At 74.3% G+C, this 25,828-nt stretch carries 20 protein-coding genes; 12 read left to right on the top strand and 8 right to left on the bottom strand.

Annotated elements, in window-relative coordinates:
* Position 1: 1 nt before the first annotated feature.
* A complete protein-coding gene (locus tag ACQEVZ_RS12355) occupies positions 2 to 523 on the top strand; it encodes a hypothetical protein (RefSeq protein ID WP_354897745.1) in 522 nt (173 codons plus the stop codon).
* Here ACQEVZ_RS12355 and ACQEVZ_RS12350 read toward each other — a convergent pair.
* From ACQEVZ_RS12350 to ACQEVZ_RS12340, 3 genes are all read right to left on the bottom strand, one after another.
* Complete coding sequence (locus ACQEVZ_RS12350) at positions 501 to 1,706, bottom strand: FAD-dependent oxidoreductase (protein ID WP_433365528.1); 1,206 nt, start codon at positions 1,704 to 1,706, stop codon at positions 501 to 503. The two genes, ACQEVZ_RS12355 and ACQEVZ_RS12350, sit on opposite strands and share 23 nt — an antisense overlap.
* 63 nt (positions 1,707 to 1,769) lie before the next feature.
* Positions 1,770 to 2,351 (bottom strand): PadR family transcriptional regulator, encoded by a 582-nt coding sequence (locus ACQEVZ_RS12345; RefSeq protein WP_433365525.1) that lies wholly within the window; start codon positions 2,349 to 2,351, stop codon positions 1,770 to 1,772.
* Positions 2,348 to 3,181 carry an oxidoreductase gene (locus ACQEVZ_RS12340; protein WP_433365522.1) on the bottom strand — a complete coding sequence of 278 codons (834 nt, stop codon included), beginning with the start codon at positions 3,179 to 3,181 and terminating at the stop codon, positions 2,348 to 2,350. Before ACQEVZ_RS12340 ends, ACQEVZ_RS12345 begins: the two co-directional genes overlap by 4 nt.
* An 86-nt stretch (positions 3,182 to 3,267) precedes the next feature.
* On the opposite strand from ACQEVZ_RS12340, the gene ACQEVZ_RS12335 reads away from it, so the two are divergent.
* The 4 genes from ACQEVZ_RS12335 to ACQEVZ_RS12320 all read left to right on the top strand — a co-directional run bounded on the left by ACQEVZ_RS12335 (position 3,268) and on the right by ACQEVZ_RS12320 (position 8,416).
* Positions 3,268 to 4,782 carry a B12-binding domain-containing radical SAM protein gene (locus ACQEVZ_RS12335; protein WP_433365519.1) on the top strand — a complete coding sequence of 505 codons (1,515 nt, stop codon included), beginning with the start codon at positions 3,268 to 3,270 and terminating at the stop codon, positions 4,780 to 4,782.
* A complete protein-coding gene (locus tag ACQEVZ_RS12330) occupies positions 4,682 to 5,533 on the top strand; it encodes an NAD(P)-dependent oxidoreductase (protein ID WP_433365516.1) in 852 nt (283 codons plus the stop codon). Before ACQEVZ_RS12335 ends, ACQEVZ_RS12330 begins: the two co-directional genes overlap by 101 nt.
* A 101-nt stretch (positions 5,534 to 5,634) precedes the next feature.
* Positions 5,635 to 6,714, top strand: coding sequence for a serine hydrolase domain-containing protein (locus tag ACQEVZ_RS12325; RefSeq protein ID WP_433365513.1), 1,080 nt, complete (start codon positions 5,635 to 5,637; stop codon positions 6,712 to 6,714).
* A 133-nt stretch (positions 6,715 to 6,847) separates the two neighbouring features.
* Complete coding sequence (locus ACQEVZ_RS12320) at positions 6,848 to 8,416, top strand: ABC-F family ATP-binding cassette domain-containing protein (protein WP_433365510.1); 1,569 nt, start codon at positions 6,848 to 6,850, stop codon at positions 8,414 to 8,416.
* Positions 8,417 to 8,468: 52 nt separating this feature from the next.
* On the opposite strand, the gene ACQEVZ_RS12315 is transcribed toward ACQEVZ_RS12320, so the two are convergent.
* The 4 genes from ACQEVZ_RS12315 to ACQEVZ_RS12300 all read right to left on the bottom strand — a co-directional run bounded on the left by ACQEVZ_RS12315 (position 8,469) and on the right by ACQEVZ_RS12300 (position 11,480).
* Positions 8,469 to 8,717, bottom strand: coding sequence for a hypothetical protein (locus ACQEVZ_RS12315; RefSeq protein ID WP_433365507.1), 249 nt, complete (start codon positions 8,715 to 8,717; stop codon positions 8,469 to 8,471).
* A 55-nt stretch (positions 8,718 to 8,772) separates the two neighbouring features.
* Entirely contained in the window at positions 8,773 to 9,819 is a 1,047-nt protein-coding gene (locus ACQEVZ_RS12310) for a 3-deoxy-7-phosphoheptulonate synthase (RefSeq protein WP_433365504.1), read from the bottom strand.
* Between the two features lie 211 nt (positions 9,820 to 10,030).
* Positions 10,031 to 11,194 (bottom strand): metallophosphoesterase, encoded by a 1,164-nt coding sequence (locus ACQEVZ_RS12305; RefSeq protein ID WP_433365501.1) that lies wholly within the window; start codon positions 11,192 to 11,194, stop codon positions 10,031 to 10,033.
* 28 nt (positions 11,195 to 11,222) lie between these two features.
* Positions 11,223 to 11,480 (bottom strand): DUF3303 domain-containing protein, encoded by a 258-nt coding sequence (locus tag ACQEVZ_RS12300; protein ID WP_363415563.1) that lies wholly within the window; start codon positions 11,478 to 11,480, stop codon positions 11,223 to 11,225.
* A gap of 247 nt (positions 11,481 to 11,727) precedes the next feature.
* Between ACQEVZ_RS12300 and ACQEVZ_RS12295 the strand changes: the two genes are divergently transcribed.
* Together ACQEVZ_RS12295 and ACQEVZ_RS12290 are read left to right on the top strand one after the other, a co-directional pair.
* Entirely contained in the window at positions 11,728 to 12,708 is a 981-nt protein-coding gene (locus ACQEVZ_RS12295) for a LacI family DNA-binding transcriptional regulator (RefSeq protein WP_433365498.1), read from the top strand.
* A gap of 11 nt (positions 12,709 to 12,719) precedes the next feature.
* A complete protein-coding gene (locus tag ACQEVZ_RS12290; RefSeq protein WP_433365495.1) occupies positions 12,720 to 13,577 on the top strand; it encodes an AAA family ATPase in 858 nt (285 codons plus the stop codon).
* A 108-nt stretch (positions 13,578 to 13,685) separates the two neighbouring features.
* Here ACQEVZ_RS12290 and ACQEVZ_RS12285 read toward each other — a convergent pair whose 3' ends face one another.
* Positions 13,686 to 14,255 (bottom strand): hypothetical protein, encoded by a 570-nt coding sequence (locus ACQEVZ_RS12285; protein ID WP_433365492.1) that lies wholly within the window; start codon positions 14,253 to 14,255, stop codon positions 13,686 to 13,688.
* 78 nt (positions 14,256 to 14,333) lie between these two features.
* Between ACQEVZ_RS12285 and ACQEVZ_RS12280 the strand changes: the two genes are divergently transcribed.
* The 5 genes from ACQEVZ_RS12280 to ACQEVZ_RS12260 all read left to right on the top strand — a co-directional run bounded on the left by ACQEVZ_RS12280 (position 14,334) and on the right by ACQEVZ_RS12260 (position 25,727).
* Positions 14,334 to 15,656 carry an ATP-dependent 6-phosphofructokinase gene (locus ACQEVZ_RS12280; RefSeq protein ID WP_433365489.1) on the top strand — a complete coding sequence of 441 codons (1,323 nt, stop codon included), beginning with the start codon at positions 14,334 to 14,336 and terminating at the stop codon, positions 15,654 to 15,656.
* Between the two features lie 179 nt (positions 15,657 to 15,835).
* Positions 15,836 to 19,714 (top strand): DUF4132 domain-containing protein, encoded by a 3,879-nt coding sequence (locus ACQEVZ_RS12275; RefSeq protein WP_433365486.1) that lies wholly within the window; start codon positions 15,836 to 15,838, stop codon positions 19,712 to 19,714.
* A gap of 119 nt (positions 19,715 to 19,833) precedes the next feature.
* Complete coding sequence (locus ACQEVZ_RS12270) at positions 19,834 to 20,391, top strand: DUF4291 domain-containing protein (protein WP_433365483.1); 558 nt, start codon at positions 19,834 to 19,836, stop codon at positions 20,389 to 20,391.
* 137 nt (positions 20,392 to 20,528) lie between these two features.
* Positions 20,529 to 22,832, top strand: a complete 2,304-nt coding sequence (locus ACQEVZ_RS12265) for a putative bifunctional diguanylate cyclase/phosphodiesterase (RefSeq protein ID WP_433365480.1) — start codon at positions 20,529 to 20,531, stop codon at positions 22,830 to 22,832.
* A 15-nt stretch (positions 22,833 to 22,847) separates the two neighbouring features.
* Positions 22,848 to 25,727, top strand: a complete 2,880-nt coding sequence (locus tag ACQEVZ_RS12260) for a hypothetical protein (protein ID WP_433365477.1) — start codon at positions 22,848 to 22,850, stop codon at positions 25,725 to 25,727.
* Positions 25,728 to 25,828: the final 101 nt, after the last annotated feature.

The raw sequence follows: 25,828 nt of genomic DNA, 5'->3' as shown, positions 1-25,828 counted from the left end.
GTTGGTAGCGTCCCTGGAGATCTCCGAGGAGCCGGCGACGGCGACGGCTGAGGAGACGAAGCCGCGTCGCAACCCGAAGCTCGCCGCCGGTGCGGCCCTGCTCGCCGTCGCGGCCGGCGTCATCGGCTGGCAGGCCCCGCGGGTCGTCGACATGCTGACGAAGCCCGCGTACCTGGGGGAGCCCGCCGCCAAGGTCGCCGCCGACCTCGGCTGCGACAACTACACCCAGGCGACCACCCACGACGAGTCGGTGTACCGCTTCCACGACCAGGGCACCTGCTCCCTGGAGGGCACCGTCGTCACGATCACCACGTTCGACCGGGCGAGCGACGCGCAGGCGTTCGAGTCGGTGATGAAGGCGCTCATCCCCGTCGTCCACCCGACCTGGCAGGGCGCCACCTACGCGGCCGGCGAGGGCTGGAACGTCGCCGACGCCCGCAACCTCACCCCCGAGACCGCCACCCTCGTGGTGCAGCGCCTCGGCACCGGCGCCACGAAGGTCATCCCCTTCCCGAAGGGCTGAGCGCCGTCCCCGTGGTGACCGGCGCCGCGAAGTCGATCGGGTGGTCGAACTGCCACCGCCACTTCGCGGGGTCGGCGAACAGGCGCATCATCGGCGGCATCAGCAGGTCGCGCAGGACCCGCGCGACCGGACCGGCGGCCTTGTCGCTGTTCGTGCGGGCCGCGGTCGCGATCACCCGCTCGACCCGGGCGCGCCGTAGTCGCTCGTACGCCGTGAACGCCGCCGGCACGGGAAGGTCGCGCAGGCAGCGGGCGAGCTGCACGGCGCTCTCGATGGCGAGGGACGCGCCCTGCCCGGAGCTGGGCGAGGTGGGGTGCGCGGCGTCGCCGATGAGGACGGCCCGGTCGCGGTGCCACACAGGCACCGACGGGATGTCCTCCAGGCCGCCGGTGACGACGAGAGCCACCGGGTCGGTGCCGCGGATCAGCGCCACGGCGGGGATCCGGTCGCCGGCGAACGCGTCCGCGAGGATCGGCAGCCACTCCTCGCGGCTGAAGGTCGCACCGTACGACGGATCCTTCGACGGCAGGTTGACGAACCAGCCGCTGTCCCCACCGGCGGTCACCTGGTAGCCGAAGAACGCGCGCCGGCCGAAGACCAGGTGCATCTTGTCGCCGGTCGGGGCCACCCCGGCCGGGCCGCAGCGGGCGCCGAAGCCGAGCAGCCCGACGTAGCGGGGCGAGGGCGCGGACGGGTCGATGAGCCGGCGCACCGTGGAGCGGATCCCGTCGGCGCCGATGACGACGTCGGCCTCGGCGGTGCTGCCGTCGGCGAAGCCGGCGACGCCGCCGCGCACCGAGACCAGGCGCTTGCCGTGCACGATGCGGACGCCGCGGGCGACGGCCTCGTCGTAGAGGGCGCGGTAGAGCTCGTGCCGCCAGACCAGCTGCATCGGCGGCAGGTCGTCGAACGAGCCGAACTCGGCGAGCCGCTTGCCGGTCCAGCTCTGCATGACCATCCCGGACATCGGTGTGCCGACCCGCTCCACGACGTGGTCGGCGTCGACGGCGGCGAGGGCGGTGCGCCCGTTCGGCGCGATGCTCAGCGCCCCGCCGACACCGTCGGCGAAGCCGTCGTGCCCCTCGTACACGGTGGCGGCGATGCCCGCCTTCCGCAGGGCGAGCGCGGCGACCGGGCCGGCGATGCCGCCGCCGACGACGATCGCGGACGTGACAGTTCCCATGACGAACCCCCGACGAGACGATTGGTTGACACCAACTATCCGTCGCTGACTAGTCAGAGTCAACTATTTCGCGTCGTGGTACGCGGCCCACATGGGACGCCAGCCGTCGGCCGGGTCGGTGATCTGTTCGATGAACCGCTCGACGAAGGCGATCTCCGCGTCGAGCAGGCCCAGCCGGTACACCTCCTCGATCAGGAACAACGGGTGCGGCTCGGTGCCCCCGGCCAGCTCCGCGGCGGTCGCGCGGTCGGTCCGCAGCCGGGACAGGCGCTCGCGCAGCAGCTCGACGACGACGTCCGGGTGCAGGGCGCTGACCAGGGACAGGGCGGACCCGAACGCCGGGTACTCGTGCCGCGGCACGCCGACCAGGTCGCGCAGCCACCCTTGCAGCTCGGCCCGCCCTTCGGGGGTGATGCCGTAGACGGTCCGCTCGGGACGCTGCCCTTCGCGGGTCGTCTCCTGCTCCGCGACCAGGCCGGCCTTCAGCAGCTGCTCGACCACCATGTACACCGAGCCGTGGGTGAACTTGATGCTGCGGTCGTCGCCGTGGTTGCGCAGGGTCTTGGACAGCTCGTACGGGTGCATCGGCCGCTGGCTCAGGTACGCCAGCACGGCCAGGGCCAGCAGGTTCCTCCTGGTACTCATCCGATTTCTGCAAGCGCCTCGTCGTCCAGGACGACCCGCCCGGCGCCGACGTTCTCCTCCAGGTGCTCCAGCGAGGCGGTGCCGGGGATGAGCAGCGTGTTCGGCGCGATCGCGAGGATCCAGGCCAGGGCGATCTGCGCCGGGGTGGCGTCGAGGCGCAGCGCCGCGGACTTCACCGCCGGGTGGCCGAGGACCCGCTCCCGGCCGAACGCCGCGCCCAGCGGGAAGAACGGCACGAAGGCGATCCCGCGGTCCGTGCACGCGCGCAGCACGTCCTCGCCGCCGCGGTCGACCAGGTTGTACGGATTCTGCACGCACGCGACCGCGGTCCGGGTCAGCGCGTGCTCGAGCTGGGCGAGGGTGATGTTGCTGAGCCCGACGGCGCCGATCAGCCCCTCGTCGCGCATGGCGATCATCGCGTCGAGCTGGGCGTCGAAGTCGCCGTCCGGGCCCGTCACCCGCAGGTTCACCACGTCGAGCCGCTCCACGTCGAGGGAGCGCAGGTTGTCCAGGACCCCGGCGCGCAGCTGCTCGGGCTCCTGCGCCGGCAGCCAGCCGCCCTTGTCGTCCCGCGCCGCGCCGACCTTGCTCACCAGCACGAGGCGGGAGTCGTACGGGTGCAGCGCCGAGCGCAGCAGCTCGTTGGCCACGTCGGGGCCGTAGTACTGCGCGGTGTCGATGTGGTCGACGCCGAGCTCGACCGCGCGCCGCACCACGGCGAGGGCCTCGGCACGGTCCCGGGGCGGCCCGAAGGCACCCCGGCCGGGCAGCTGCATCGCCCCGAAGCCGATGCGGTGGACGGTCCGGTCACCGAGCTGGAATGTCTTCACGCAGCCAGCCTACGACGGCGGTCGCGCACGACATCTGCACATCTCGCACACCTGCTCGCCCCCGGTCGATGCCTACCGTCGGTGCCATGCGGGTGCTGATGATTCTTCCGGCCCTGACCGAGGCGACCAGCCCACTGTTCCGGCCGATCAAGTACAGCCTCTTCCCACCGCTCGGCCTCGCGACCCTCGCGGGCTACCTACCCGGGGACGACGAGGTGCGCATCGTCGACGAGCACGTCGAGCGCTTCGACCCGGCCTTCGCCGACCTGCCCGACCTCGTCGTCATCCAGGTCTACATCACCTCCGCGCGGCGCTCCTACGAGCTGGCGGACTGGTACCGGGCCCGCGGCGTGTTCGTCGCGCTCGGCGGGCTGCACGTCACGTCGTTGCCGGACGAGGCCGCCGCGCATGCCGACAGCGTCTTCTGCGGGCCGGGCGAGGACACGTGGCCCGCCTTCCTGGCCGACCTGCGACAGGGGACCACGACCAAGCGGTACACCTCGAAACAACGCACCCTCGCGGGACTGCCGCCGATCCGGCGTGACCTCATCAAACGCCACCGCTACCTGGTGCCCAACTCCATCGTCGTGTCGCGGGGCTGCCCGCACCACTGCGACTTCTGCTACAAGGACGCGTTCTTCGAGGGCGGGAAGTCGTTCTACACGCAGGCGGTCGACGACGCGCTCGCCGAGATCGACCGGCTGCCGGGGCGCCACCTGTACTTCCTCGACGACCACCTGTTCGGCAACGCGCGCTTCGCCACCGAACTGTTCGAGGGGATGCGCGGCGCGGGCCGGGTGTGGCAGGCGGCCGGCACCGTCGACTCGATCCTGCGGCCGGGCCTGCTGGAGCGGGCCGTCGACGCGGGCCTGCGCAGCCTCTTCGTCGGCTTCGAGACCATCAACGCCGGGAACCTCGCCGAGCAGCGCAAGCGGCAGAACGTCGGTCGCGACTACGGCCAGGTCGTGCGCCGGCTGCGCGACGCGGGCGTGATGGTGAACGCCAGCTTCGTGTTCGGCATGGACTCCGACGGGCCCGACGTGTTCGACCGCACCGTGGACTGGGCGGTGCGGCAGGGGATCGAGACCGCCACGTTCCACATCATGACCCCCTACCCGGGCACCGGCCTCTTCCGCCGCATCGAGGCCGAGGGACGGATCGTGCACCGTGACTGGGAGTTGTACGACACCCGGCACGTCGTCCACGAGCCGCGCGGCATGACCGCCCGGCAGCTCGAGGACGGCTACTGGCGGGCCTACAAGGACTTCTACCGCTGGTCCAACCTCTGGCGCGGCGCCTCCGCGAAGCCGCGGCCCGGCGACCGGCTGCGGCATCTGGCGTACGCGGGCGGGTGGAAGAAGTTCGAGCGGGTGTGGGACGTGCTCATCTGGTCCGGCCAGGTGCTGCACGCGCTGCCGCTGCTGGAGACGGCGCTGTCCAGCTTCGGCACCCGGTCCCCGGGTGGGACAATGCGCGGGGACCTCCTGGAAGGGGCAGTGGATGACCGTCGCGGTGCTGGGGACCGGGATCATGGGCGCGGCCGTCGCGCGGAACTGGCTGCGGGCCGGCGTCGCGGTGCGGGTGTGGAACCGCACGGCTGAGACCGCGGAGGCCCTGGCGCCGGACGGCGCGGTCGTCTGCGACACGCCCGCCGCGTGCGTCGACGGCGCCGACGTGGTCGTGACCGTCCTGTTCGACGCCGCGTCGGTGGCGACGGTCATGACCGCGGCGGCGCCCGCGCCCGGCACCCTGTGGCTCCAGCTGAGCACCGTCGGCGTGCCCGGCGCCGACGACCTCGCCGCCCTGGCCGCCGAGCTCGGCCTGGTGTATGTCGACGCGCCGGTCCTCGGCACCCGGCAGCCCGCGGAGCAGGGCAAGCTCAACGTCCTCGCGTCCGGCCCCGCGGAGGTGCGGGAGCGGGTCGAGGCGCTGTGCGCGCCGATCGCGGCCAAGGTCACCTGGCTCGGCGACGCCGGCGCCGGCAGCCGGATCAAGCTCGTCGTCAACAGCTGGGTGCTGACCGCCGTCGCCGGGCTCGCGCAGAGCGTCGCGCTCGCCGACGGCCTGGGCCTCGACCCGAAGCTGTTCCTGTCCCTGGTCTCCGGCGGGGCCCTGGACATGCCGTATCTGCACGCGAAGGCACCGTCCATGATGGAGCGTTCCTACCCGGTGGCGTTCCCGGTGAGCGGCGGGGTGAAGGACGCGGAGCTGGTCGGCGACCTCGCGTCGGCCGTCGGCGTCGACCGGTCCGTCGTGGACGCGGCGGCGGCGCTGCTGCGGACCGCCTCGGACCGGGGGTTCGCCGACGACGACCTGGCCGCGCTGTACGAGGCCGTGCGGTCGCCGTCGTAGTGCGCCGCCGTGCCCTGCTCGGCGTCGGTCTGGGGGCTCTGGCGGGCTGCACCGCCCGCCCGGCCCGCGGGACGCCTCGCGCCCCTGCCAGCCCTTCGCCGGTGTCGCCCTGGACGCTGCCGGTCGCCACGCCGTCGCCGTGGCGGACCGGGAAGTCGCGCGCCGACCGGCTGCGGGACGCCGTCACGCCGTTCCTGTCCTCGCTGATGTTCCCGGGCGGCGTGGTGTTCGCGGCCGTCGACGGGGCGGTGGTCGCGCACTTCGCGTTCGGCGACGCCGTCCGGTACGACGCCGCGAAGGCCGAGCTGCCCGCGGACCGGCGGGTCCCGGCGACCACGGAGACGCTCTACGACCTCGCCTCGCTGACGAAGACGTTCACCGCGGTGCTGGCGCTGCGCCTCGTCGAGCAGGGCCTGCTCGCGCTGGACGCCCCGGTGGCCGGGTATCTGCCGTCCTTTGTGGACAAGCCGGCGATCACCGTACAGATGCTGCTGACGCACACGTCGGGGCTGTCGAAGGACGTCCCGCTGGCCGGATCGACGCCCGCCGAACGGGTCGAGCACGTGCTGCGGGAGCCGCCGGTCGGACCGGCCGGCGGCGGCTACCTGTACGCCGACCAGAACTTCATCGCCCTCGGCGCGATCGTCTCCCGGCTGAGCGGCAAGCCGCTCGACCTGCTCGTCCGGGAGCAGATCGCCGGGCCGCTCGGCCTGGCCCGCACCGGCTACAACCCACCTTCGTCGCTGCCCACCGCCGCCACCGAGGGCGGGATCCGGGGGACGGTGCACGACCCGTCGGCGGCCGCGTTCGGCGGTGTGGCCGGGCACGCCGGGCTCTTCGCCACCGCCTCCGACGTCGCGCTGCTGGGCCGGGCGCTGCTGACCGGTGGTGGCCCGCTGCTGCGACCGTCCACAGTGGACCTGATGCGCGCCGACGCCAACCGGCGCTTCGGCCCGGCCGCCGCCCACGGGCTCGGCGTCGACGTCGACCAGGCCTGGTACATGGGGAAGCTCGCCGGCCGGGGCGCCTTCGGTCACACCGGCTTCACCGGCACGTCGCTGGTCTGCGACCCGGGCCGCCGCATCGTCCTCGTCCTGCTCACCAACCGCGTCCACCCCGATGCCAGCAGGGGCAGCAACAACCCCGCCCGCCGGGCTGTGGCCGACGCCATGCTTCCGTAGCGCCGCTTCGCTTCCGTAGCGCTGCTTCGTGGGGTACGTTGGAGGGGATGTGATCCACTGACACCTCCCCGACCCGCGCCCGAGGCCACTTGCCCGGCGGGTTTCCGTTTACCCAAACGTCGGTGGTGTCCGCATGTCCTCTTCCGCCCTGCTCGCGTATGACCTCGTCCGCACGTACGGCACCCGCCGCGTGCTCGACGGCGTCTCCCTGACCGCATCGCCAGGCCACCGCATCGGCCTCATCGGCGAGAACGGCGCCGGCAAGTCCACCCTGCTGCGGCTGCTGGCCGGCGCCGAGGAGCCCGAGACCGGCACCGTCGTGCGCCCGGAGGACCTGGGGTACCTGCACCAGGAGATGCCGTTCGACGCGGACGCCACCATCGCCGACGTCCTCGACGACGCGCTGCGCTCGTCCCACGCGGACGTCGCGGCGCTCGAGTCCCCCTCCTCGATGACGCTCGAGGAGTACGGCGTGGTGCTGGAGCGCGCCCAGCTGCACGACGCGTGGGACGCCGACCGGCGCGCCGAGCTCGTCCTCGACGGCCTCGGCCTGGGCGCGCTGGCGCACGACCGTCCGCTCGGCTCGCTCTCCGGCGGGCAGCGCGGCCGGCTCGCCCTCGCCGCCGTGCTCATCCGCCGCCCGGCGGCGCTGCTGCTGGACGAGCCCACCAACCACCTCGACGACGACGCGGCCGCGTTCCTGGAGGCGCAGCTGCGCGACCTGCCCGGCGCGGTCGTCCTCGCCAGCCACGACCGCGCCTTCCTCGACGCCGTCTGCACCGACCTGATCGACCTCGACCCCGCCGTCGACGGCCCCACCCGCTTCGGCGGCAACTACACCGGCTACCAGGCTTTCCGTCTCGCGGAACGGGACCGCTGGCAGCGCCGCTTCGAGGAGGAGCAGGAGCAGCTCGACGAGCTGCGCCGGGCCGTCGCCGTCACGGCGCACCAGGTCGCCCCCGGCCGCGAACGCCGCGACAGCGAGAAGATGGGCTACGGCCACACCGCCGGCCGAGTCCAGCAGCAGATCTCCCGCCGCGTCCGCAACGCCGGCCGCCGCCTCGACGACCTCACCCGCACCCAGGTCCGCAAACCCCCTGCCCCGCTGCGCTTCAACGCCACAGCGCTCGCTTCGGCGTCGGCGGATGGTGTACTGGTGGCCGCCCGCTCCCTGACGGTGCCGGGCCGCCTCACCGTCGACCGCCTGGACATCCTCGCCACCGACCGGATCCTCGTCACCGGCCCCAACGGCGCCGGCAAGTCCACCCTCCTGGCCGTCCTCGCCGGCCGGCTCCCGTCCACGGGCACCGTCGAGCGCCGCGGCGGCCTCACCGTCGGCCTCCTCACCCAGGACACCGTCTTCCCCGACCCGGACCGTACGGTGGCCGCCGTCTATGACCAGACCGTCGGCCCGGACCGCGCCGCGTCAGTGCCGCTGCGGTCGCTGGGCCTGATCGCCCCGCGCGACGTCGCCCGGCCCGTGGGGGAGCTGTCGGTCGGCCAGCGCCGCCGGCTCGCCCTCGCCCTGCTCATCGCCGACCCGCCGGAGCTGCTGCTCCTCGACGAGCCGACGAACCACCTGTCCCCGACCCTCGCCGACGAGCTGGAGGACGCCCTGGGCCCCGGCCCCGGCGCGATCGTCGTCGCCAGCCACGACCGCTGGCTCCGCTCCCGCTGGCCCGGCCAGGAGCTGCGCCTGTGAACCGGGCTGCGCCTTGACCAGCGCTCGACCCGGCCGCCGCGCCGGCCGCGGGTCATGCCGGTGAACCGCGCTCGACCCAGATCTGGGTCCGGCTGCCGCGCACGGTGACGGCGCCGCCGGCGAAGAACTGCGCCAGGTCGTCCGCCGCGCCGAGCCGCTGCACCTCGCCGACCGGCGGGCCCAGGTCGGCGCTCACCGCCGCCCGGTACAGGTCCGTCGGGACGGCGGTCGGCTCGCCGTCCGCACCGGCGACGATCACCCCGCCCTCGAACTGGAACGGGTCGTGCCGCTTGTCGATCACCCAGCGGGTGTAGCTGCGCCGGCCACCTTTGGAAGATGGCCGGCGGCGGGGTGGCTCAGGCGGCGCGGCGGGCGCGGACGGCGGCGGCCAGGTCGGCCAGGAGGGTCTCCGTCGTGTCCCACGACATGCAGGCGTCGGTGACGCTCTTGCCGTAGACGAGCTCGCCGCCGAGGTCCTGCCGGCCCTCGACCAGGAAGCTCTCCAGCATGACGCCGGCGATGCCGGCCTGGCCCGCGGCGACCTGCTCGGCGATCTCCCGTGCCACCGCCCCCTGGCGGACGTGGTCCTTGCCGCTGTTGCCGTGGCTGGCGTCGACCACGAGCCGCTGCGGCATGCCGGCCTTCTCCAGGCGCGCCAGGGCGTCGCTGACGTCCGCCGGGCCGTAGTTCGGGCCGGAGCGGGCGCCGCGGAGGATGATGTGGCAGTCGGGGTTGCCGGCGGTCTCCACGACGGCGGCGCGGCCGTCCTCGTCGACGCCGAAGAACACGTGGCGGCTCGCGGCGGTGTGGCAGCCGTCGATCGCGACCTGCACGTCGCCGTCCGTGGCGTTCTTGAAGCCGACCGGCATCGACAGGCCCGACGCCAGCTGGCGGTGGACCTGGCTCTCCGGGGTCCGCGCGCCGATCGCGCCCCAGGAGACGGCGTCGGCGATGTACTGCGGGCTCGTCGGCTCCAGGAACTCGCAGCCGACCGGCAGCCCGAGGCCGAGCACGTCCAGCAGGAGCCGGCGGGCCAGCCGCAGGCCCGTGGGCACGTCGAACGTCTCGTCGAGGCCGGGGTCGTTGATGAGCCCCTTCCAGCCGACGGTGGTGCGGGGCTTCTCGAAGTACACCCGCATCACGACGCACAGGTCGGCGCTGTGCTCGGCGGCGACGGCGGCGAGGCGGCGCGCGTAGTCGACGGCGGCGACCGGGTCGTGCACCGAGCACGGGCCGACGACGACGAGCAGCCGGTCGTCGCCGCCGGTCACGATCGCGTGGACCTCGTCCCGGGATCGTCGGACGACCTCGGCGCGGGCGTCGTCCATCGGCAGCTCGGCCTGCAGCTCGCGCGGCGTGACGAGTGGCCGGTAGCCGGTGACGCGCAGGTTGCTGGTGTTCATGTCCCGTCCTCTTCTCAGGTGTGAGGCGGGTCCGGTGCTCCAGCCCGCCGTGTGACACGACAAAGGGCAGAGACGTTGGTCTCTGCCCTTGCTGGCTCCGGGTGATGTCAGGTCAGCGCAAACGCCCGCCGGCTCCACCCGGAGCCACGGTAAAGCGCCAATACGCCGTCATCACGCGGCTATCGTACGCCAAGAACACCGCGATGCACCCTCAGGCGGACCGCAGTTCGATCAACGTCACATCTGGCGGCGCGCCGACCCGCACCGGCGGGCCCCAGAAGCCCGCCCCGTTGGTGACATAGACGGGCATACCGTCCACGGCGCCCAGGCCGCTGATCACCGGCTGGGACATGCGGGTCACATGGTGGAACGGCCACAGCTGCCCGCCGTGCGTGTGCCCGGACAGCTGCAGGTCGACGCCGCGGCGGGCCGCCTCGTGCGCCTGGACCGGTTGGTGGGCGAGCAGGACGACGGGCCGGGCCGGGTCGCGGCCGGCGAGCGCCAGGTCGTAGTCGGGCGGGTCGCCGACGGTGCCGCCGGTCGCGTCGTTGACCCCGGCGAGGTCGAGCCCGCCGAGCTCCACCCGCGCGTTGCGCAGCACCCGCAGCCCCAGCGTGCCGAGGTGCTCGACCCAGTCCTCGTGCCCGGAGAAGTACTCGTGGTTGCCCGTCACGAAGTACGCGTTGCGCAGCGCCCGCAGTGGGGCGACGGCGTCGGCGAGGTCACCGACGGTACCGTCGACGAGATCACCGACCATGGCGACGATGTCCGCGTCGAGGGCCTCGACGGCCGCGACCACCCGCTCCGTGCGCGCCCGGCCGAGCAGCGCGCCGAGGTGGACGTCGGACACGAGCGCGATCCGGGTGCCGTCCATGCCGCGCGGCAGCTTCGCGAGGGGGATCTGGACCCGGCGGGTCCGCGGCGGGCCGAGCGCGGTGACCATGCCGGCGGCGGTGACGCCGGTCGCGGCGAGCCCGGCGGCGATCGCGGCACCGCGCGCCACCAGCAACCGCCGGCTCCGGTCCGCATCCTCACTCGTCGTTGCGTTTTCCGCTGATGTACGGCGTAAGCCGCGGACCCACGTCGCCAACCGGACCGGCAGCTCGAGGACGAGGAGCGCGAGGGACAGGTAGGCCGCTGCTGCGATCCACACGTAACCGGGCCAGCCGACGACGCGCTCGAACGTCATCTCGAACCGGCGCGGGAGCGCCCGGTTCCCGACGGCGGTGACGGCGAAGAGCAGCGCCAGCGCGCCCACCACCCAGGCGCCGATCCGCCGGGCCCGGGGGTGGCGGGTCGTGTCGCGCACCAGCCGCAGCCACAGGTACCCGTGCGACGCGGCGACGGCGACGAGGACCAGTCCGGCGAACAGCATCCGGCGATCGTGCCAGCCGCCCGCAACCTCAGCCGGTGACCGCGGCCGCCGCCTCCGCGCTGGTGACCACCGGCACGACCTCGAAGTCGACCAGGTCGGACCACTGGGCGATCCACGTCATGAGCAGCGTGAGGTCGTCGCACTCCATGAGCTGGAAGCAGCGGGCGAAGCTCGCCTCGACCCAGCTGTCGACGTAGCGCAGGCCGTCGGGCATGAGGCGGCCGCGCTCGCGGGCCCGCTCGTACACGGGCCGGGGCTGACCGTCCTTGAACCGCTCGATCACCATGAACAGCACCGGGACGAGCGTAGTGGACGGGGCGGCCGGCCCCGACCGTCCGCCCCGTCCGCCAGGCCCGGACGACCACCCCACCGTCGCCGTCCTCGCCCGGACACCCCTGCCGGGGAGCTGTAACAAATGAAACATCGGCGTGTAACATCGCCTGGAACCAGGAAACAGCCCTGGTCGGTCTACTGTCAAGTGTCCTTCCCAAAGACGCCGGAAACGGGGACCGCAACGGATGCGCAAGGTCACGGTGAGAGAGATCGCGGCGGCGACCGGAATGTCGATCGCCACGGTGTCGCGAGCGCTCAACGACCACGGCACGGTCGCCCCGCACACCCGCGACCTGGTGCGCCAGGCGGCGGAGCGGCTCAGCGCGCAGGGGCCCGCCCGGGAGCCGCGACCGGCCGGCGACCGGGTGTACCTGCGCTGCCCGTATGTGCTGACGGACTACTTCGGGCTGATCGTGTCGTCGATCGCCGAGACCGTCCAGCTGCACGGCCGCCAGCTGGTCCTCACCGCGGGGGAGGCGGCCCAGCGCACCCCGCTGCTGCGCGACCTGGAGCGGCACGACGGGATCGGCGGCATCATCGTCATCCTGCCGCCCGAGCCGGGCGCGGACCTGGTCGAGCTGCAACGGCGGCGGATCCCGTTCGTCGTCGTCGACCCGCGCACCACGCTGCCGCCCGACATCGTGTCGGTGTCGGCGGCGCACTTCGCCGGCGCCCGCAAGGTCACCGCGCACCTCGTCGGCCTCGGCCACCGCCGCATCGGCGTCATCGGCGGCCCGACCGAGTGGCTGGCCAGCGACGCCCGCCTGGCCGGGCACAACGCCGCGCTCGCCGACGTCGGGGTCCTGCCGGCCGTCGAACTCCTGCGGGCCATCGAGCCGACCACGGAGCACGGCCGGCGGGCCGCGGGCGCGCTGCTGGACCTGCCGCAGCCGCCGACGGCGCTCGTCGCGTTCAACGACAAGGCCGCCGTCGGGGCGATGCAGGCGGCCGCCGAGCGGGGCCTGCGGGTGCCGGACGACCTGTCGGTGACCGGCTTCGACGACATCGACCTGGCCGAGGCCACCAGCCTGACCACGGTCCGCCAGCCGCTGCCGGAGATGGGGCGGATGGCGGTGTCGCTGCTCGTGCGCCTGCTGGAGCGCCACCAGCTGGACGCCCTGCACGTGGAGCTCGCCACGCACCTCGTGGTGCGGTCGTCGACGGCGCCGCCGCGGGCTTAGGATCGTCGTCGATGTCGTTGCCTGTACGCGGCCCGTGGGTCGTGACCCCCACCTCGTCGTCCGTCGACTGGGTGGTGGCCGCGGCCGCCCTCGCCGCGACCACCGACGGGAGCGCCGCCGCGGTGGTGCTCGGCGGCCCTCCGGCCCCTTCGCAGTTCACGCCCCCGTCTTCGGAGGTCGTGCCCCCGTCTTCGGAGGTCGTGGCGCCGTCTTCGGAGGTCGTGGCGCCGTCTTCGGAGGTCGTGGCGCCGTCTTCGGAGGTCGCGGGGTCGGATTCGCAGTTCGCGGTGCTGGCTTCGCACGTGGCGGCGCTTGTCGAACTGCCGGCCGGGACCGGGCTCGACGCCGTGACCGCGGTCGTGAGGGACCTGGGTGCGAAGCACGACCGGGTCGTGATCCTCGTCGGCGACGGGGTCGTCACGCCGACCGGCGGTGACTGGACGGTGGCCGACCTCGCTTCCGCCGTCCGCGCTCCCGTCGCCGTGGTGACCGGCACCGACGCGGACGCCGTCGGCCACACCCTCCTGGCGCTGGAGGCCCTCGACCGCCGGCGGGTCCCCGCGTCGGTGATCGTCGTCGGCGACGGCGGCGACTTCGACGCCCTGCCGGTCCGCCTGGCCGGACGCATCCCCGCCGACCACGCCGCGTTCGCCGGTGACTTCACGGTCGCGGCCGCCGGCTGGGTCGACCCCCTCGACGGCAGCCGCCCCGCTTCCGTGCAGCCGCCCGTCGTGACCCCCGCCCGCCCACGCGACCTGCAGACGCGGGTGGCGATCCGCGCGGCGTGGACCCTCGGGATCGCGTTCCTCCTCGCGATCGTGCTGCTGTGCCTCTGCGGTGGACTGCGTTACCCCGGTTCGTACACCTAGGAAACCGGCCGCGACGTCTGCCGTGCCGCCCCGGTTCGTACACCGGGAAATCCCGCCGCAGCGTCTGCTGTGCCTCTGCGGTGGGCGGCGCTACCTCGGTTCGTACACCTAGGAAGCCCGCCGCAACGTCTGCTGCCGCCGCCGCACCTTGCGCTCCAGCGGGGCCAGCCGCCGGTGCCGCGGCCACGTCAACGTCAGCTCGGCACCCACCTCAAGGCCCGCCCACGTCCGCTGCGCGGCCCGCAGCGCGGCGACCGCGCGCACCACGGCCGCCTTGTCGCTCACGGCGAGCGGGTCCGCGCCCTGCTGGGCGGCGAGCCGGTCCAGGTCCAGGTCCCCGTCCGGGACGGCGGCGGCCCGCTCGACGAACCCGCCGATCAGCTCGGCCCGCTGCAGCCGGTCGCGGTTGGCCCGGATCAGCTCCGCCGAACGCTCCGCCGCGTGCGGCGGCCGGCGCCCCGACACGTGCGTCATGCTGCGGAACACGACCCCGCCCGCGATCGCGCCCCAGATCCCGTCGGGCATGCCGAGGGCGTCCTCGACGGTGAAGTGCACCAGGTCGTGCGGCGCGTGCGCGGTCACCGGACCCGCGTGCATCCGGTAGACCACACCGTCGTCGCGCGCGATGAGCACATCGGCCCACTGGTGGTCGGCAAGCCGGTGGAAGGTGACCCGCATCGCTCCACCATCCCCGCCGGCGGCAAAGCGCTCAACCGAATTCACCGGCACGAAACGCGCGTCCACCAGCATGGGCACATGGTGGACGAACGGGCCAGGCTCGAGGTCAGGACGCTCGGTGAGGGCCGCATCGACTCACCCCTGGCGGCGCTGCTGCGCACCGGGCGCACCACCCAGCACTACGTCGACGAGTCCGACCGGGTCCTGCTCGACGACACCGTGTCCCTCGTCGCGGCGCGCGGGGTGCCCGTCGACGAGCTGCCCGGCTTCGAGCCCGGCGGCCCCCGCCGCAAGATCTTCTTCGACCCGTCGAAGACCCGCGTCGGGATCGTCACCTGCGGCGGGCTGTGCCCCGGGCTCAACGACGTGATCCGCGCGCTGGTCCTGGAGCTCACCAACCACTACGGCGTGCGGCGCATCTTCGGCTTCCGCAACGGCTACCAGGGTATGACCGCCCGCTACGGCCGGTCCGTGGTCGACCTCGACGCCGACGTCGTGGCCGGCATCAACGAGTACGGCGGCACGATCCTCGGCACCTCCCGCGGCAACCAGGACCCGGACGAGATCGTCGACTGCCTCGAGCAGCTGTCCGTCAACGTCCTGTTCGTCATCGGCGGCGACGGCTCCATGCGCGGCGCGCTGAAGATCGCCGAGGTCGTCGCCGAGCGCGGCCGCCGCATCGCCGTGGTCGGCGTGCCGAAGACGATCGACAACGACATCCCGTACATCGAACGCTCCTTCGGCTTCCAGACGGCCTTCGCCAAGGCCACGGAGGCGATCCGGGCCGCACACGTGGAGGCGACCGCGTTCCCGAACGGGATCGGGCTCGTCCAGCTGATGGGGCGGCACTCCGGGTTCATCGCGTGCTACGCGGCGCTCGCCAACAACGACGCCGACTACGTCCTCATCCCGGAGGTGCCCTTCTCCCTCGACGGCCCCGGCGGCTTCCTCGCCCACCTGCGCGCCCGCGTCGTCGACCGCGGACACGCCATGATCGTCGTCGCCGAGGGCGCCGGCCAGGAGCTGTTCGACGCGGCCTCCTCACTCGACGCGTCCGGCAACGTGCGCCTGCAGGACTTCGGCCGGTACCTGCGGCACCGCATCGCCGAGGACTTCGCCGCGGCGGGCGTCGAGGCCAACCTGAAGTACATCGACCCGAGCTACACGATCCGCAGCGTGCCCGCGAACCCGTACGACAGCGTGTACTGCATCCGCCTCGCACACGCCGCCGTGCACGCGGCGATGGCGGGGCGGACGGAGATGGTGGTGGGCAGGTGGCGGGGACGGTTCGTGCACGTGCCGATCTCCCTCGCGATCAGCTCCCGCAACCTCGTCGATCCCGACGGCGACCTGTGGTTGTCGGTCCTGGAGGCGACTGGGCAGCCGCCGGTGTTCGCCTGAGCCCCGCGCTCCTGTCCTCGCCCCGGCCGCGGCCCGAAATTGTCGGTGGGTCTGGTTAGGGTGACTGCGTGACTGAGAAGGCGGTGGCCGGGGGCGCTCTGCCTGCGGCGGCGCCTGCACGGCTGGTGGTGCCGGCGTCGTGGCGGCGCAGCATCCACCCGCGGCGAGGTGGGACGCGCGTGGCGTACACCCCCGTGACGGATGCGGTGCCCGACTGGCCCGACACGTCAGCCGTCCTGCGCCTCTCCCCGGCCGCGGCACTGGCCGACGCGCCCTCCGACAGCCCACCCGGCGCGGCGGCCGCGGCCGCGATCCTGCTCTGGACACCGCGGGTGCCGACGTTCGACCCCCGGGCGATCGCCGACCGCTGGATCGCCAACGGGGGCCTGGCGTTCGCCGCGGCCGCGGGCATCGAGCTCGCCGGTCTCCGACCACTCACCGTGCACTGCGACGCCCCCGCCTGCCCTGGCCGGCACGCGACGGTCACCCACCGTGCCGACGAGGCCGACGCACACAACGGCACCACCGGCGTCGAGACGATCCTCGCCCAGCTCCGGGTCGCCCTCACCGCCGCCTCCGACGACCTCCACGCGACGGTCATCGAGTCCTTGTCGGACCTGCGGACCAGGACGCCATCCGGTCAGCTCGCCACGCCGGCGGTTGAGTCCGTGTCGGAGTTGCTGGCCGGGGCGCGGTCCGGCCAGGTGGCCGTGTCGGGTGGTCTCGACGTGCCGGCGGTTGAGTCCGTGTCGGAGTTGCTGGCCAGGGCGCGGTCCGGCCAGGTGGCCGTGTCCGGTGGCCTTGACGTGTCGGCGGTCGAGCTGTTGCGGGAGCCTCGGGCCGGGACGCTTGCCCGGCGGATCGCGGCGTCGTTCCTCGCCCCCGACCAGACGGCCTGGGTCGACGAGGACGCCAGGGAGCTGGCCGCCGACGGGCGGCGGCATCCGTACGCACCGCTGCTCATGGCGGCCGCGCACACCCTGGCGCAGGCGGCTCTCATCCGTCCCCAGATCCACTCCGTCGGCTGGCGGCTGCTGCGCGGCACCGCCATGATCCACACGGTTGCCGAAGGGCTCGGCGACGGAGTCCTCGACGTCTACGCCGGCTGGCACCGGTCGGACTGGGGCACCGCCGACGAGCAGCGCGTCCTGATGGCGACCCTGGCCGCTGTCCCGACCGACCGCGCGTTCCAGGCACTGCTCGACGCGCTCGACGTCCGCGGCGCCCAGCCGGCCGTCGAGACCGCCGCCGAGCGCTTCCCGGAGCGGGCGATGCGCCTCCTGTCGTCCGCGTCCGAGCCCGGCGCCGGCCATCCGGCGACGGCACCGGCGGTCTCGAGCCATCCGGCCGCAGCCGCGACGGTTTCGGGCGGTTCAGCTATTGCCGCGGTGGTTTCGGGAAGTTCGGCCGCGGCGGGTTCGGGGAGTCCGGCTGCGGCCGCGGTGGTTTCGGGTGGTTCGGCTATTGCCGCGGTGGTTTCGGGAAGTTCGGCCGCGGCGGGTTCGGGGAGTCCGGCTGCGGCCGCGGTGGTTTCGGGTGGTTCGGCTATTGCCGCGGTGGTTTCGGGAAGTTCGGCCGCGGCGGGTTCGGGGAGTCCGGCTGCGGCCGCGGTGGTTTCGGGTGGTTCGGCTATTGCCGCGGTGGTTTCGGGAAGTTCGGCCGCGGTGGTTTCGGGGAGTCCGGCTGCGGTGGGTCATCTGGCGGCCGACGCGGCGCAGCGTGGGGCGAGGATCGCCGAGCTGCTGCGGCGGCATGCCGTGCGGCATCCGGGGCTGGTGCCGGCCGTGGCCGACGGTGCGCGGGCGGCAGGCGGGGGCTTGGCCGAGGCCGGGCGAATCGCGTTGCCGGCAGTGCTGGTCACGCCGCCGTGGGAGGTGCGGCGGGCGGTGGTGAAGCCGGTCGTGGTGCCCGGTCTCCGGTGCGACGACGAGCCGGCCATGGTGTGGCCGCCCGGTGAGCGGGAGCAGCTGGTCGCCCGGCTCAAGCGCGGCGTGGACCGCGACGACCCCGAGCAGCTCGCCTCGCAGCTGCGGGCCGGGTCGCTGGAGGACTGGCTCGCCGTCGACCTGTTCGAGGCGGGGCCCGAGGACCTCGTCAGGCCGCTGCTGGCGACGTGGGAGCCGAAGCGCCTGTGGGGTGCGCATTACTGGCTTCGGCTGATCGCCGCGCGGTTCGGGGTCGCGGCCCTGCCGCTGGTGTTGCGGGTCGCGCGGCGGAGTCCGGCGGACGGAGGGCCGGCGTTGCTGGCGTACGCGGGGCCGGAGGTCGCCGTGCTCGTCGCCGGGTGGCACGGGCGGCTGAAGGCGGCGCGGGCGGTCGCTCTCGAATGGCTGCGGCGGCATCCGCGGGCCGCGGCGCGGGCGCTGGTGCCGCCCGCCCTCGGCAGGCAGGGGGCCGGCCGCCGGCACGCGGAGCAGGCGCTGCTCGCGCTGGCCGCCGCGGGGCACCGGGACACGGTCCTCGACGTCGCCGGTGGGCACGGGCTGCGGGCCGGCGCCGCGATCCGCGACCTGCTCGACACCGACCCGCTCGACGTCCTGCCCGCGCGGATACCGTTCGCGCCGGCGTGGGCCGACCCGGCGACGCTGCCGCCGGTCAGGCTGCGGGGCGGCGCGCACGTCCTGCCGGCCGACGCCGCCGGCCACCTGGTGACGATGCCGCCGGTCAGGCTGCGGGGCGGTGCGCACGTCCTGCCAGCCGACGCCGCCGGGCACCTGGTGACGATGCTGATGGTGTCGAGGAGCGGCGACCCGTACGCCGGAATCCCCATCGTCAGGGACGCCTGCGAGCCGGCCGATCTGGCCCGGTTCGCCTGGGCGCTGCTGGAGCGCTGGGAGCGGGCCGACGCGCCCACGGCGGACAGCTGGGTGCTGGACGCGCAGGCGCTGCTCGGCGACGACGAGACCGCGGTCCGGCTCGCCGCGGCCGTACGGGATTGGCCGTACCAGGGCGCCCACCAGCGGGCGGCGGCCGGCCTGGACGTGCTCGCCCAGCTCGGCACCGACGCGGCGCTGACCCAGCTGCAGGACATCGCCGCGAAGGTGAAGGCCAAGGCGGTGAGGGCGCGTGCCGAGCTGAAGCTCCGCGAGGTCGCCGAAGCTCTCGACCTGACCCCGGACCAGCTCGCCGACCGGCTCGTCCCGCACCTGGACCTGACGCCCGACGCGACCCTCACCCTCGACTACGGCCCGCGCGGGTTCGTGGGCGGGTTCGACGAGCAGCTCCGGCCGTACGTGATCGACGAGGCCGGGGCCAGGCGCAAGGACCTGCCCGCGCCCGCGGCGGGCGACGACCCGCGCCTCGCCCCGGCAGCCCAGCAACGCTTCGCCGCCGCGAAGAAGGCCGTCCGGAAGGTCGCCGGCGAGCAGGCGCAGCGGCTGGAGCGGGCCATGGTGATGCGGCGGGAGTGGACCGGGGCCGAGTTCCGCCGGACGTTCCTGCAGCACCCGCTGCTGTGGCGGCTCGCCCGGCGGCTGGTTTGGCTCGTCACGCACGGCGGCGTGGACGTCGCGGTGCGGCTGGCGGAGGACCGGACGCTCGCGGACGCCGGCGACGGGCCCGTCCTGCTCGCCGACGACGCCGTCGTGTCGGTGGCGCATCCGGTACACCTCGACGTGCCGAAGTGGTCGGAGGTGTTCGCCGACTACGAGATCCTGCAGCCGTTCCGCCAACTGGCCCGCGACACCCACGCGTTGACGGCCCAGGAGGGCACGGCGACGCGGCTGGACCGGTTCGACGGCAGGAAGGCGCTGACGGTCAAGCTGCTCGGCCTGGAGCGGCGCGGCTGGCGCCGGACCGGGCAGGACGGCGGTCACCAGGGCCGGATCGAGCGCGACCTGCCCGCGGGTCCGGGCCTGCCGGGCGGCGGCACCCTGATCGCCGACCTCGATCCCGGCATCATGATGGGCGTGCCGGGCGAGCACCCCGAGCAGTCCCTGGAGATCTGGATCTGCCCAGCCGGCGGCGACCAGTGGTCGAGCGAGCGCACCGTCCCGTTCTCGGCACTGGACCCGGTCTCGGCCTCGGAAATCCTCCGCGACCTCGGCGGATGCCACTGAAGAGGATGCCACTGAACCCGGTCCCAATGCAGCCGCCGGCGTCGCGAGGAGCAGGGCGGGGCGGGAATCGGGTTGCTGGGGTGGGGGTGGTGGGTCGATCGTCGGGGGCGGAGGTGGTGATGACCGGGCAGCGGCAGATCCGGGCCGACTTCGACGCCAGCACGATCGTGGTCTATCAGGCGTACCCGCGGGCGGTCGCCGACGCGGCGCTGGCGGCGGGGAGGTTCGTGGCGCCGTTCTCGTTCGGGAGGATGACGTGGATCAAGCCGTCGCTGCTGTGGCTGATGCACCGCAGCAACTGGGCGCGCAAAGCCGGCCAGGAGCGGATCCTCGCGGTGCGGATCAGCCGGGCGGGATGGGAGCGGGCCCTGGCAGAGGCGGTGCTGACGAGCGACCCTGAGCTGGCGCGGGCGCGGGTCCACGTGCAGTGGGATCCGGAGCGGTCGCTGCGCGGTGCGGCGCTCAACCACTACAGCATCCAGGTGGGGGTCGGGCGGGAGCTGATCCGCACGTACGCGGAGGAGTGGGTCACCGGGCTCACCGACCTCACCCCGGCCGTGCACAAGATCGCCGTGCTGGTGCGCGGGGGCAGGACCGCCGAGGCGCAGCGGCTGCTGCCGGCGGAGCGGCCGTTTCCGCTGGAGCCGGCCCTCGCCCGCCGGATAGGGGCGGACTGAGGGCCCGTCATGCATTGCGGCAATGCAGGAAGGCCCGATGCGTTTCGTGACCTCAGCGATGGACGGTTGAGGTAGCGTACGGAGGCGTGTTGTCGTGATCACCTCCGGTGAGGATGCGTTCATTGTCGCGCAGACCTGTGTCCGTTCCGCTCGCCGTCGCCGTGGCCGGGGTGTTCGGGGCCGTCGGTCTGGGTGGCTCGGGCCTGCTCGGCCCGTGGTGGTCGCAGTTCGTCGACGACCTGGCGCAGTTCGGTGCCGGGCTGGCCGCGACCCTCACCTGCTGGCTCACCGCCCGGCGGCACACCGGAGCCCAGCGCAGCTGGCGGCTGTGGATGGGCGCGGGCGCCTGCGGCTGGTCGATCGGACAGTTCATCTGGTCCTGGCACCAGCTGTTCGGTGACGACGCGCTGCCCTCGCCGTCGCTCGCCGACGCCGGCTACCTGACCCTGCCGGTCTTCGCGCTGCCGGCCCTGGTCGCGCTCGCCGTGGACCGGCCCGGCGGCGGTGGGCCCCGGCGGCTCGCCGCGCAGCTGGTGATGGTCCTGGACGGGCTCATCGTCGTCGGCGCGCTGTTCGTGCTGACCTGGGCCACGTCGCTCGGCGCGGTCGTGCGGGCCGGCGCCGCGACCCCGTTCGCCTACACGGTGGCGATCGCCTACCCGGTCACCGACCTGCTGCTCACCGTCATCGTGATCCTGCTGCTGGCCAGGTCCGCGGCCGCCAACCGGCGGCAGCTGTCGTTCCTCGGCATCGGGCTGTTCTGCCTGTCGTTCTCCGACAGCGTGTTCGCCTATCTGGTCGCCGCCGGCGCGGAGCGCATGCCGCCGCTCGCGGACGCGGGGTTCATCGCCGGCCAGGCCTTCGTCGCCGTGGCCGCGCTGACCCCGACGAAGAGCGCGAGCCCGGACCAGGCGACGGCCACAGGCAGGCCGCACCACCGCTGGGGGCACCTGCTGCTGCCGTACGTGCCGGTCGCCGGCACGGGCGTCCTCTTCATGATCCAGCTGGTGCAGGGCCGGCCGATGGACGCCTTCGAGATCGCCGTCGAGACGGCGGTCATCTCGCTGCTGATCATCCGGCAGGCGGTGACCCTGGTCGAGAACGCGGTGCTGCTCGACCGCCTCTCCGACAGCCAGGCCAGGCTCAGCCACCAGGCGTTCCACGACGGCCTCACCGGGCTGTCCAACCGGGTGCTGTTCCACGACCGGCTCGACCACGCCCTCGCCCTGCACCACCGCGACGACCGCCCCCTCGCCGTGCTCTTCCTGGACCTCGACGACTTCAAGGCCGTCAACGACCGCTACGGCCACCACGCCGGCGACCGGCTGCTGCGGCAGGTCGCCGAGCGGCTCCGCGGTGCGGTGCGCGACGGGGACACCATCGCCCGCGTCGGCGGCGACGAGTTCGCGGTGCTCCTGGAGGGCGGTGGCGACCCGGGCGTCCCCGCGCAGCGGATCATGGCCGCGCTGCGGGAGCCGTTCGACCTCGACGGTGCCGTGGTCGGCGTCGCCGCGTCGGTCGGGCTCGTCGAGGCGGGCACCCACGGGCCGGTGCACAGCGCCGACATGCTGCTGCGCCGCGCCGACGCCGCCATGTACGCCGGCAAGCGCCAGGGCAAGGGCACCCTCGTGCGTTACCGCGTCGACCTCCCCGACGGCACCGGCAGCTCCGACCTCGCCGAGATGCTCGCCGACACGCTGCGCGACGGGCGCGGCCTCGACGTGCACTACCAGCCGATCGTGCGGCTCAACGACGGCACGGTCGTCGCCGTGGAGGCACTCGCCCGCTGGACCCATCCGAGCCTGGGGCCGGTGAGCGCCGACATGTTCATCGCCACCGCCGAGGAGATCGGCCTGATCCGCCTCGTCGACGACTTCGTGCTCGACCGCGCCTGCCGCGACGCCGCCGCGTTCCGGGGGCCGTGGGCGAGCATCGCCGTGCACGTCAACACCTCCGCGGCCCGCCTCGGCCGGCCCGAGCACGAGGAGACCGTCCGCGCCGCGGTGCTGCGCCACGGGCTCGCCCCGCACCGGCTGCTGCTGGAGCTCACCGAGACCGCGCCGCTGCCCGACCTGTCCGCCGCCGCGGGGGCGGTGCGGCGGCTCGGCCGCTTCGGCGTGCGCTTCGCCCTCGACGACTTCGGCACCGGATACAACGCCCTCGCCCAGCTGCACGCGATCCCCGTCGACGAGGTCAAGCTCGACCGCAGCTTCACCCTCGCCGACGGCGGCCGCAGCGAGGCGATCTGCCGGTCCATCGTGTCGATCTGCGCCGGCATGGGCGTGACCGTCGTCGCCGAAGGCATCGAGACCGACCGTCAGGCCGCGACGATGGCCGCGCTGGGCTGCCGGTACGGCCAAGGCCACCGCTACGGGCTCGCCGGCCCGCTGCACGAGGTGGCGCCCCCGGGCGCACAGGACCCCGAAAACAGCCTCGTGTGACGTAAGGTCCTCTACGTGTTGGGCCTGATTCTCGCCGCGCTGCGGGCCCGGCGCGCCACCGCGGTCGTCATGTTCGTCCTCGCCGCGGTCACCATGGGCGCGGCCGTGGGCGCCGACGCCGTGTCCGGGCGCCTGGAGCGCAGCGCCGCCACCGCCAGGGTCGAAGCCGCCACGCCCGTCGAGCGCACCCTGTCCGTCCATGCGTCCGTCGCCCTCGGCACCGCACCCGACGACATCGTCAGCCGGTTCCGGGCGACGATCACCCGGGTCCCCGCGGACCGGACCCTGATCGGCGTGCGGTACTCCGGCGTCCTGCGCACCGACACCTCGCGCCTGCCGCTGGAGCTGCGGGCCGTGGACGGGTTCTGCGACAACATCACCCTGGTGCAGGGGCGCTGTGTCGAGCAGGACGGCGAGATCGTCCTGGCCCCCGACGTCGCCCGGCAGCTCGACCTCGCCGTCGGCGGCACGCTCAAGCAGGACGGCGGCTCCGGCACCGCCGTGGTCCCGCTGACCCTCGTCGGGCTCTACGCGCCCAGCGACCCGCTCGGCTGGTACTGGTCCGGGCTCGACGGGATCGCCGCGTACACCACGCGCAACACCGTCGCGAAGCCCGGCGGCGCGGCGGTCGCCACCTACGACGCCCTGCTGCCCGCCGAGGCCTTCGACGACCCGGCCGGGATCGAGGCCATGATCACCCGCCTGCGCAACGGGTCCGTGGACGTCTCCTCGGCCGCGGGCACGCTCGCCGCGACCGTCGCCGCCGACCGCCGCGGGGTCCGGCGCGGGCTGCTGCTCGTCGAGCTGCAGCTGCTGCTGTGCGGCGGCCTCGCGATCGCGGTCGCGGCCGGCTACGCGGCACAGGAACGCCGCGCCGACGCCGCCCGCATGGCGATCCGGGGCATGCCGCCGTGGCGCATCCTCGCCGGCACCGCCGGGCAGAGCCTCGTGCCGCTGCTGGCCGGCGCCGCGTGGGCGGTCGCGCTGCGCCCCGCGCTGTGGCCGGCCCTGGTCGCCGGGGTCGTCATCGTCGTCGCCGCCGAGTGGCCGGCGACGCGGGCGAGCGTGCCGGCGCTGCTGCGGGTCGTGCAGCCCCGCCGCCCGCTGATCGCCGCGACCCTCGAGATCTGCGTCCTCGCGGTCGGCGCCGCCGCCGTCTTCCAGCTCGCCGCGGAGCCGGCCGCCAACGTGCGGCGCGACACCGGGTTCGGCCTCGGTCAGGCCGCGGTGCTCCTGATCGCGTTGGCGGCAGGTGTACTGGCGACGCGCGCGCTGCTGTCCCTCGCCGGGTTCGCCGGCCGGACCGCCCTCGCCGGCGGGCACGTCGGCGGTGCCCTCGCGGGCCTGACCCTGGGCCGACGGCGGACCGCGTACCGGATCGTGCCCGTGCTCGCGGCCGCCACCTGCGTCCTCGCCGTCGCCGCCCAGGACTGGGTCGGGGCCGCGGGCGCCCGCGCCGACCGGGCCGCCGTCGAGGTCGGCGCCGACCGCGTGCTGCGGATCGCGCCGATGGACCGGGAGCGGCTCCTCGCCACGGTCCGCGCCACCGACCCCGGCGGCCGGGACGCGATGGCGGTCGCGATCGGCACCGGCATCGGCGCCCCGGTCATCGCCGTCGACGGCACCCGCCTGCGCGCGGTCACCGGCGTCGACCTGCCGTCGCTGCGCGCCGAGGCGCCCGCGCCGCTGACGCTGACCGGCACCAGGCTCTCGCTGCGTTTCGTCTCGGCGGGCTCGCCGGTGACCATGCTGCTGGCCGGCGACGCGGAGCGCGTGACGGCGGTCTTCCGGCCGCCGGGTGGCGAGCCCGCCGCCGTGCCTGTCGACCCGGCCGAGCCGCCACCGCCGGCGGTGGAGTCCACTGTGGAGGTCGCCGTGCCGCAGTGTGCGGCCGGCTGCCGGATCGTCTCCGTCGAGATCAAGCGCGGCCCCGTCGACCTGCTCGAGCTGCGCGCCGACGGCAAGGTGGTGGTCGACGGGGCCACGTTCGCCGACCCGACCCGCTGGCGGACGACGCTGGGCCGGGCCATCAGCACCGTGCAGGCCGCCCAGCGCGACGGCCGGCTCCGCCTGCTGGACACCGACCCGCCCAGCGAACGCCCCCGCGACAACCGCCTGTACGTCGTCGACACCCCGGTCCCGCTGCCCGCCCTCGTCGCGGGCGACCCGGACCTGTCCGACGACAACGACCTGGCCCGCGTGAAGATCTTCGGCGCCGACATCCCCGTGGCACCGCACGGCGTCACGTCGATCCCGCGCGGCGGTGCCAGGGGCGCGCTCGTCGACCTCGAGTACGCCGCCCACATCGCCGGCCCGGCCGGCGGCGCCACCTCCGGCGCCCGCGAACGCCTGGAGGTGTGGCTCGGCCCGTCCGCCCCCGCCGACCTGTCCGACCGGCTGCGGGCCGCCGGGCTCACCATCATCGGCGGCGACAGCGCCGCCGCGGCCGCGGCCCGCGCCGACCGGCTCTCCCCGGCCGTCACCCTGCTCGCCGGTCTCGTCGGGGGCGCCGTCGCGCTGCTGCTCGCCGCCGTCACCGCCGCGGTCGTCGCCGCCGTCGACCGCCGCCGGCGCGGCGCCGAGCTCACCGCCCTGCGCCGCCAGGGCCTGCCGGCCCCGACCGCCCGCACCGTCGGCCGATGGACCGCCGCCGCCCCGGTCCTCGTCGCGGTCCCCGTCGGTCTCGCCGCCGCGGTCCTGCTCCGCCTGCTCACCCCGGCACCGGTCCGGCCGTTCGCCGACCGGTGGCCGGTGCCGGTCGCGCCGGTCCAGTGGCTCGCGCTGCTGGCCACGGCCGTCGTCGTCTTCGCGGTCCTGCTGCCGCCCGCGCTGTGGTCCCGTTCGGGCGACCGGGCACGACGAGCCGCGCCGGCGGCGGGGAGGGGGTCGCGGTGATCGGGCTCGTCCCGGTGTTGCTGCCGCGGTCGCTCGGGCGGTCGTCGGTCCGGCCGTTCGCCGACCGGTGGCTGTTGCCGCCCGCGCTGTGGTCCCGTTCG

The organism is Dactylosporangium sp. CA-152071 (genome assembly GCF_050936335.1).
GTDB lineage: Bacteria > Actinomycetota > Actinomycetes > Mycobacteriales > Micromonosporaceae > Dactylosporangium > Dactylosporangium maewongense.
Note: the sequence above shows the minus strand (reverse complement) of the source record. Positions and strands in the feature narration are given on the sequence as shown.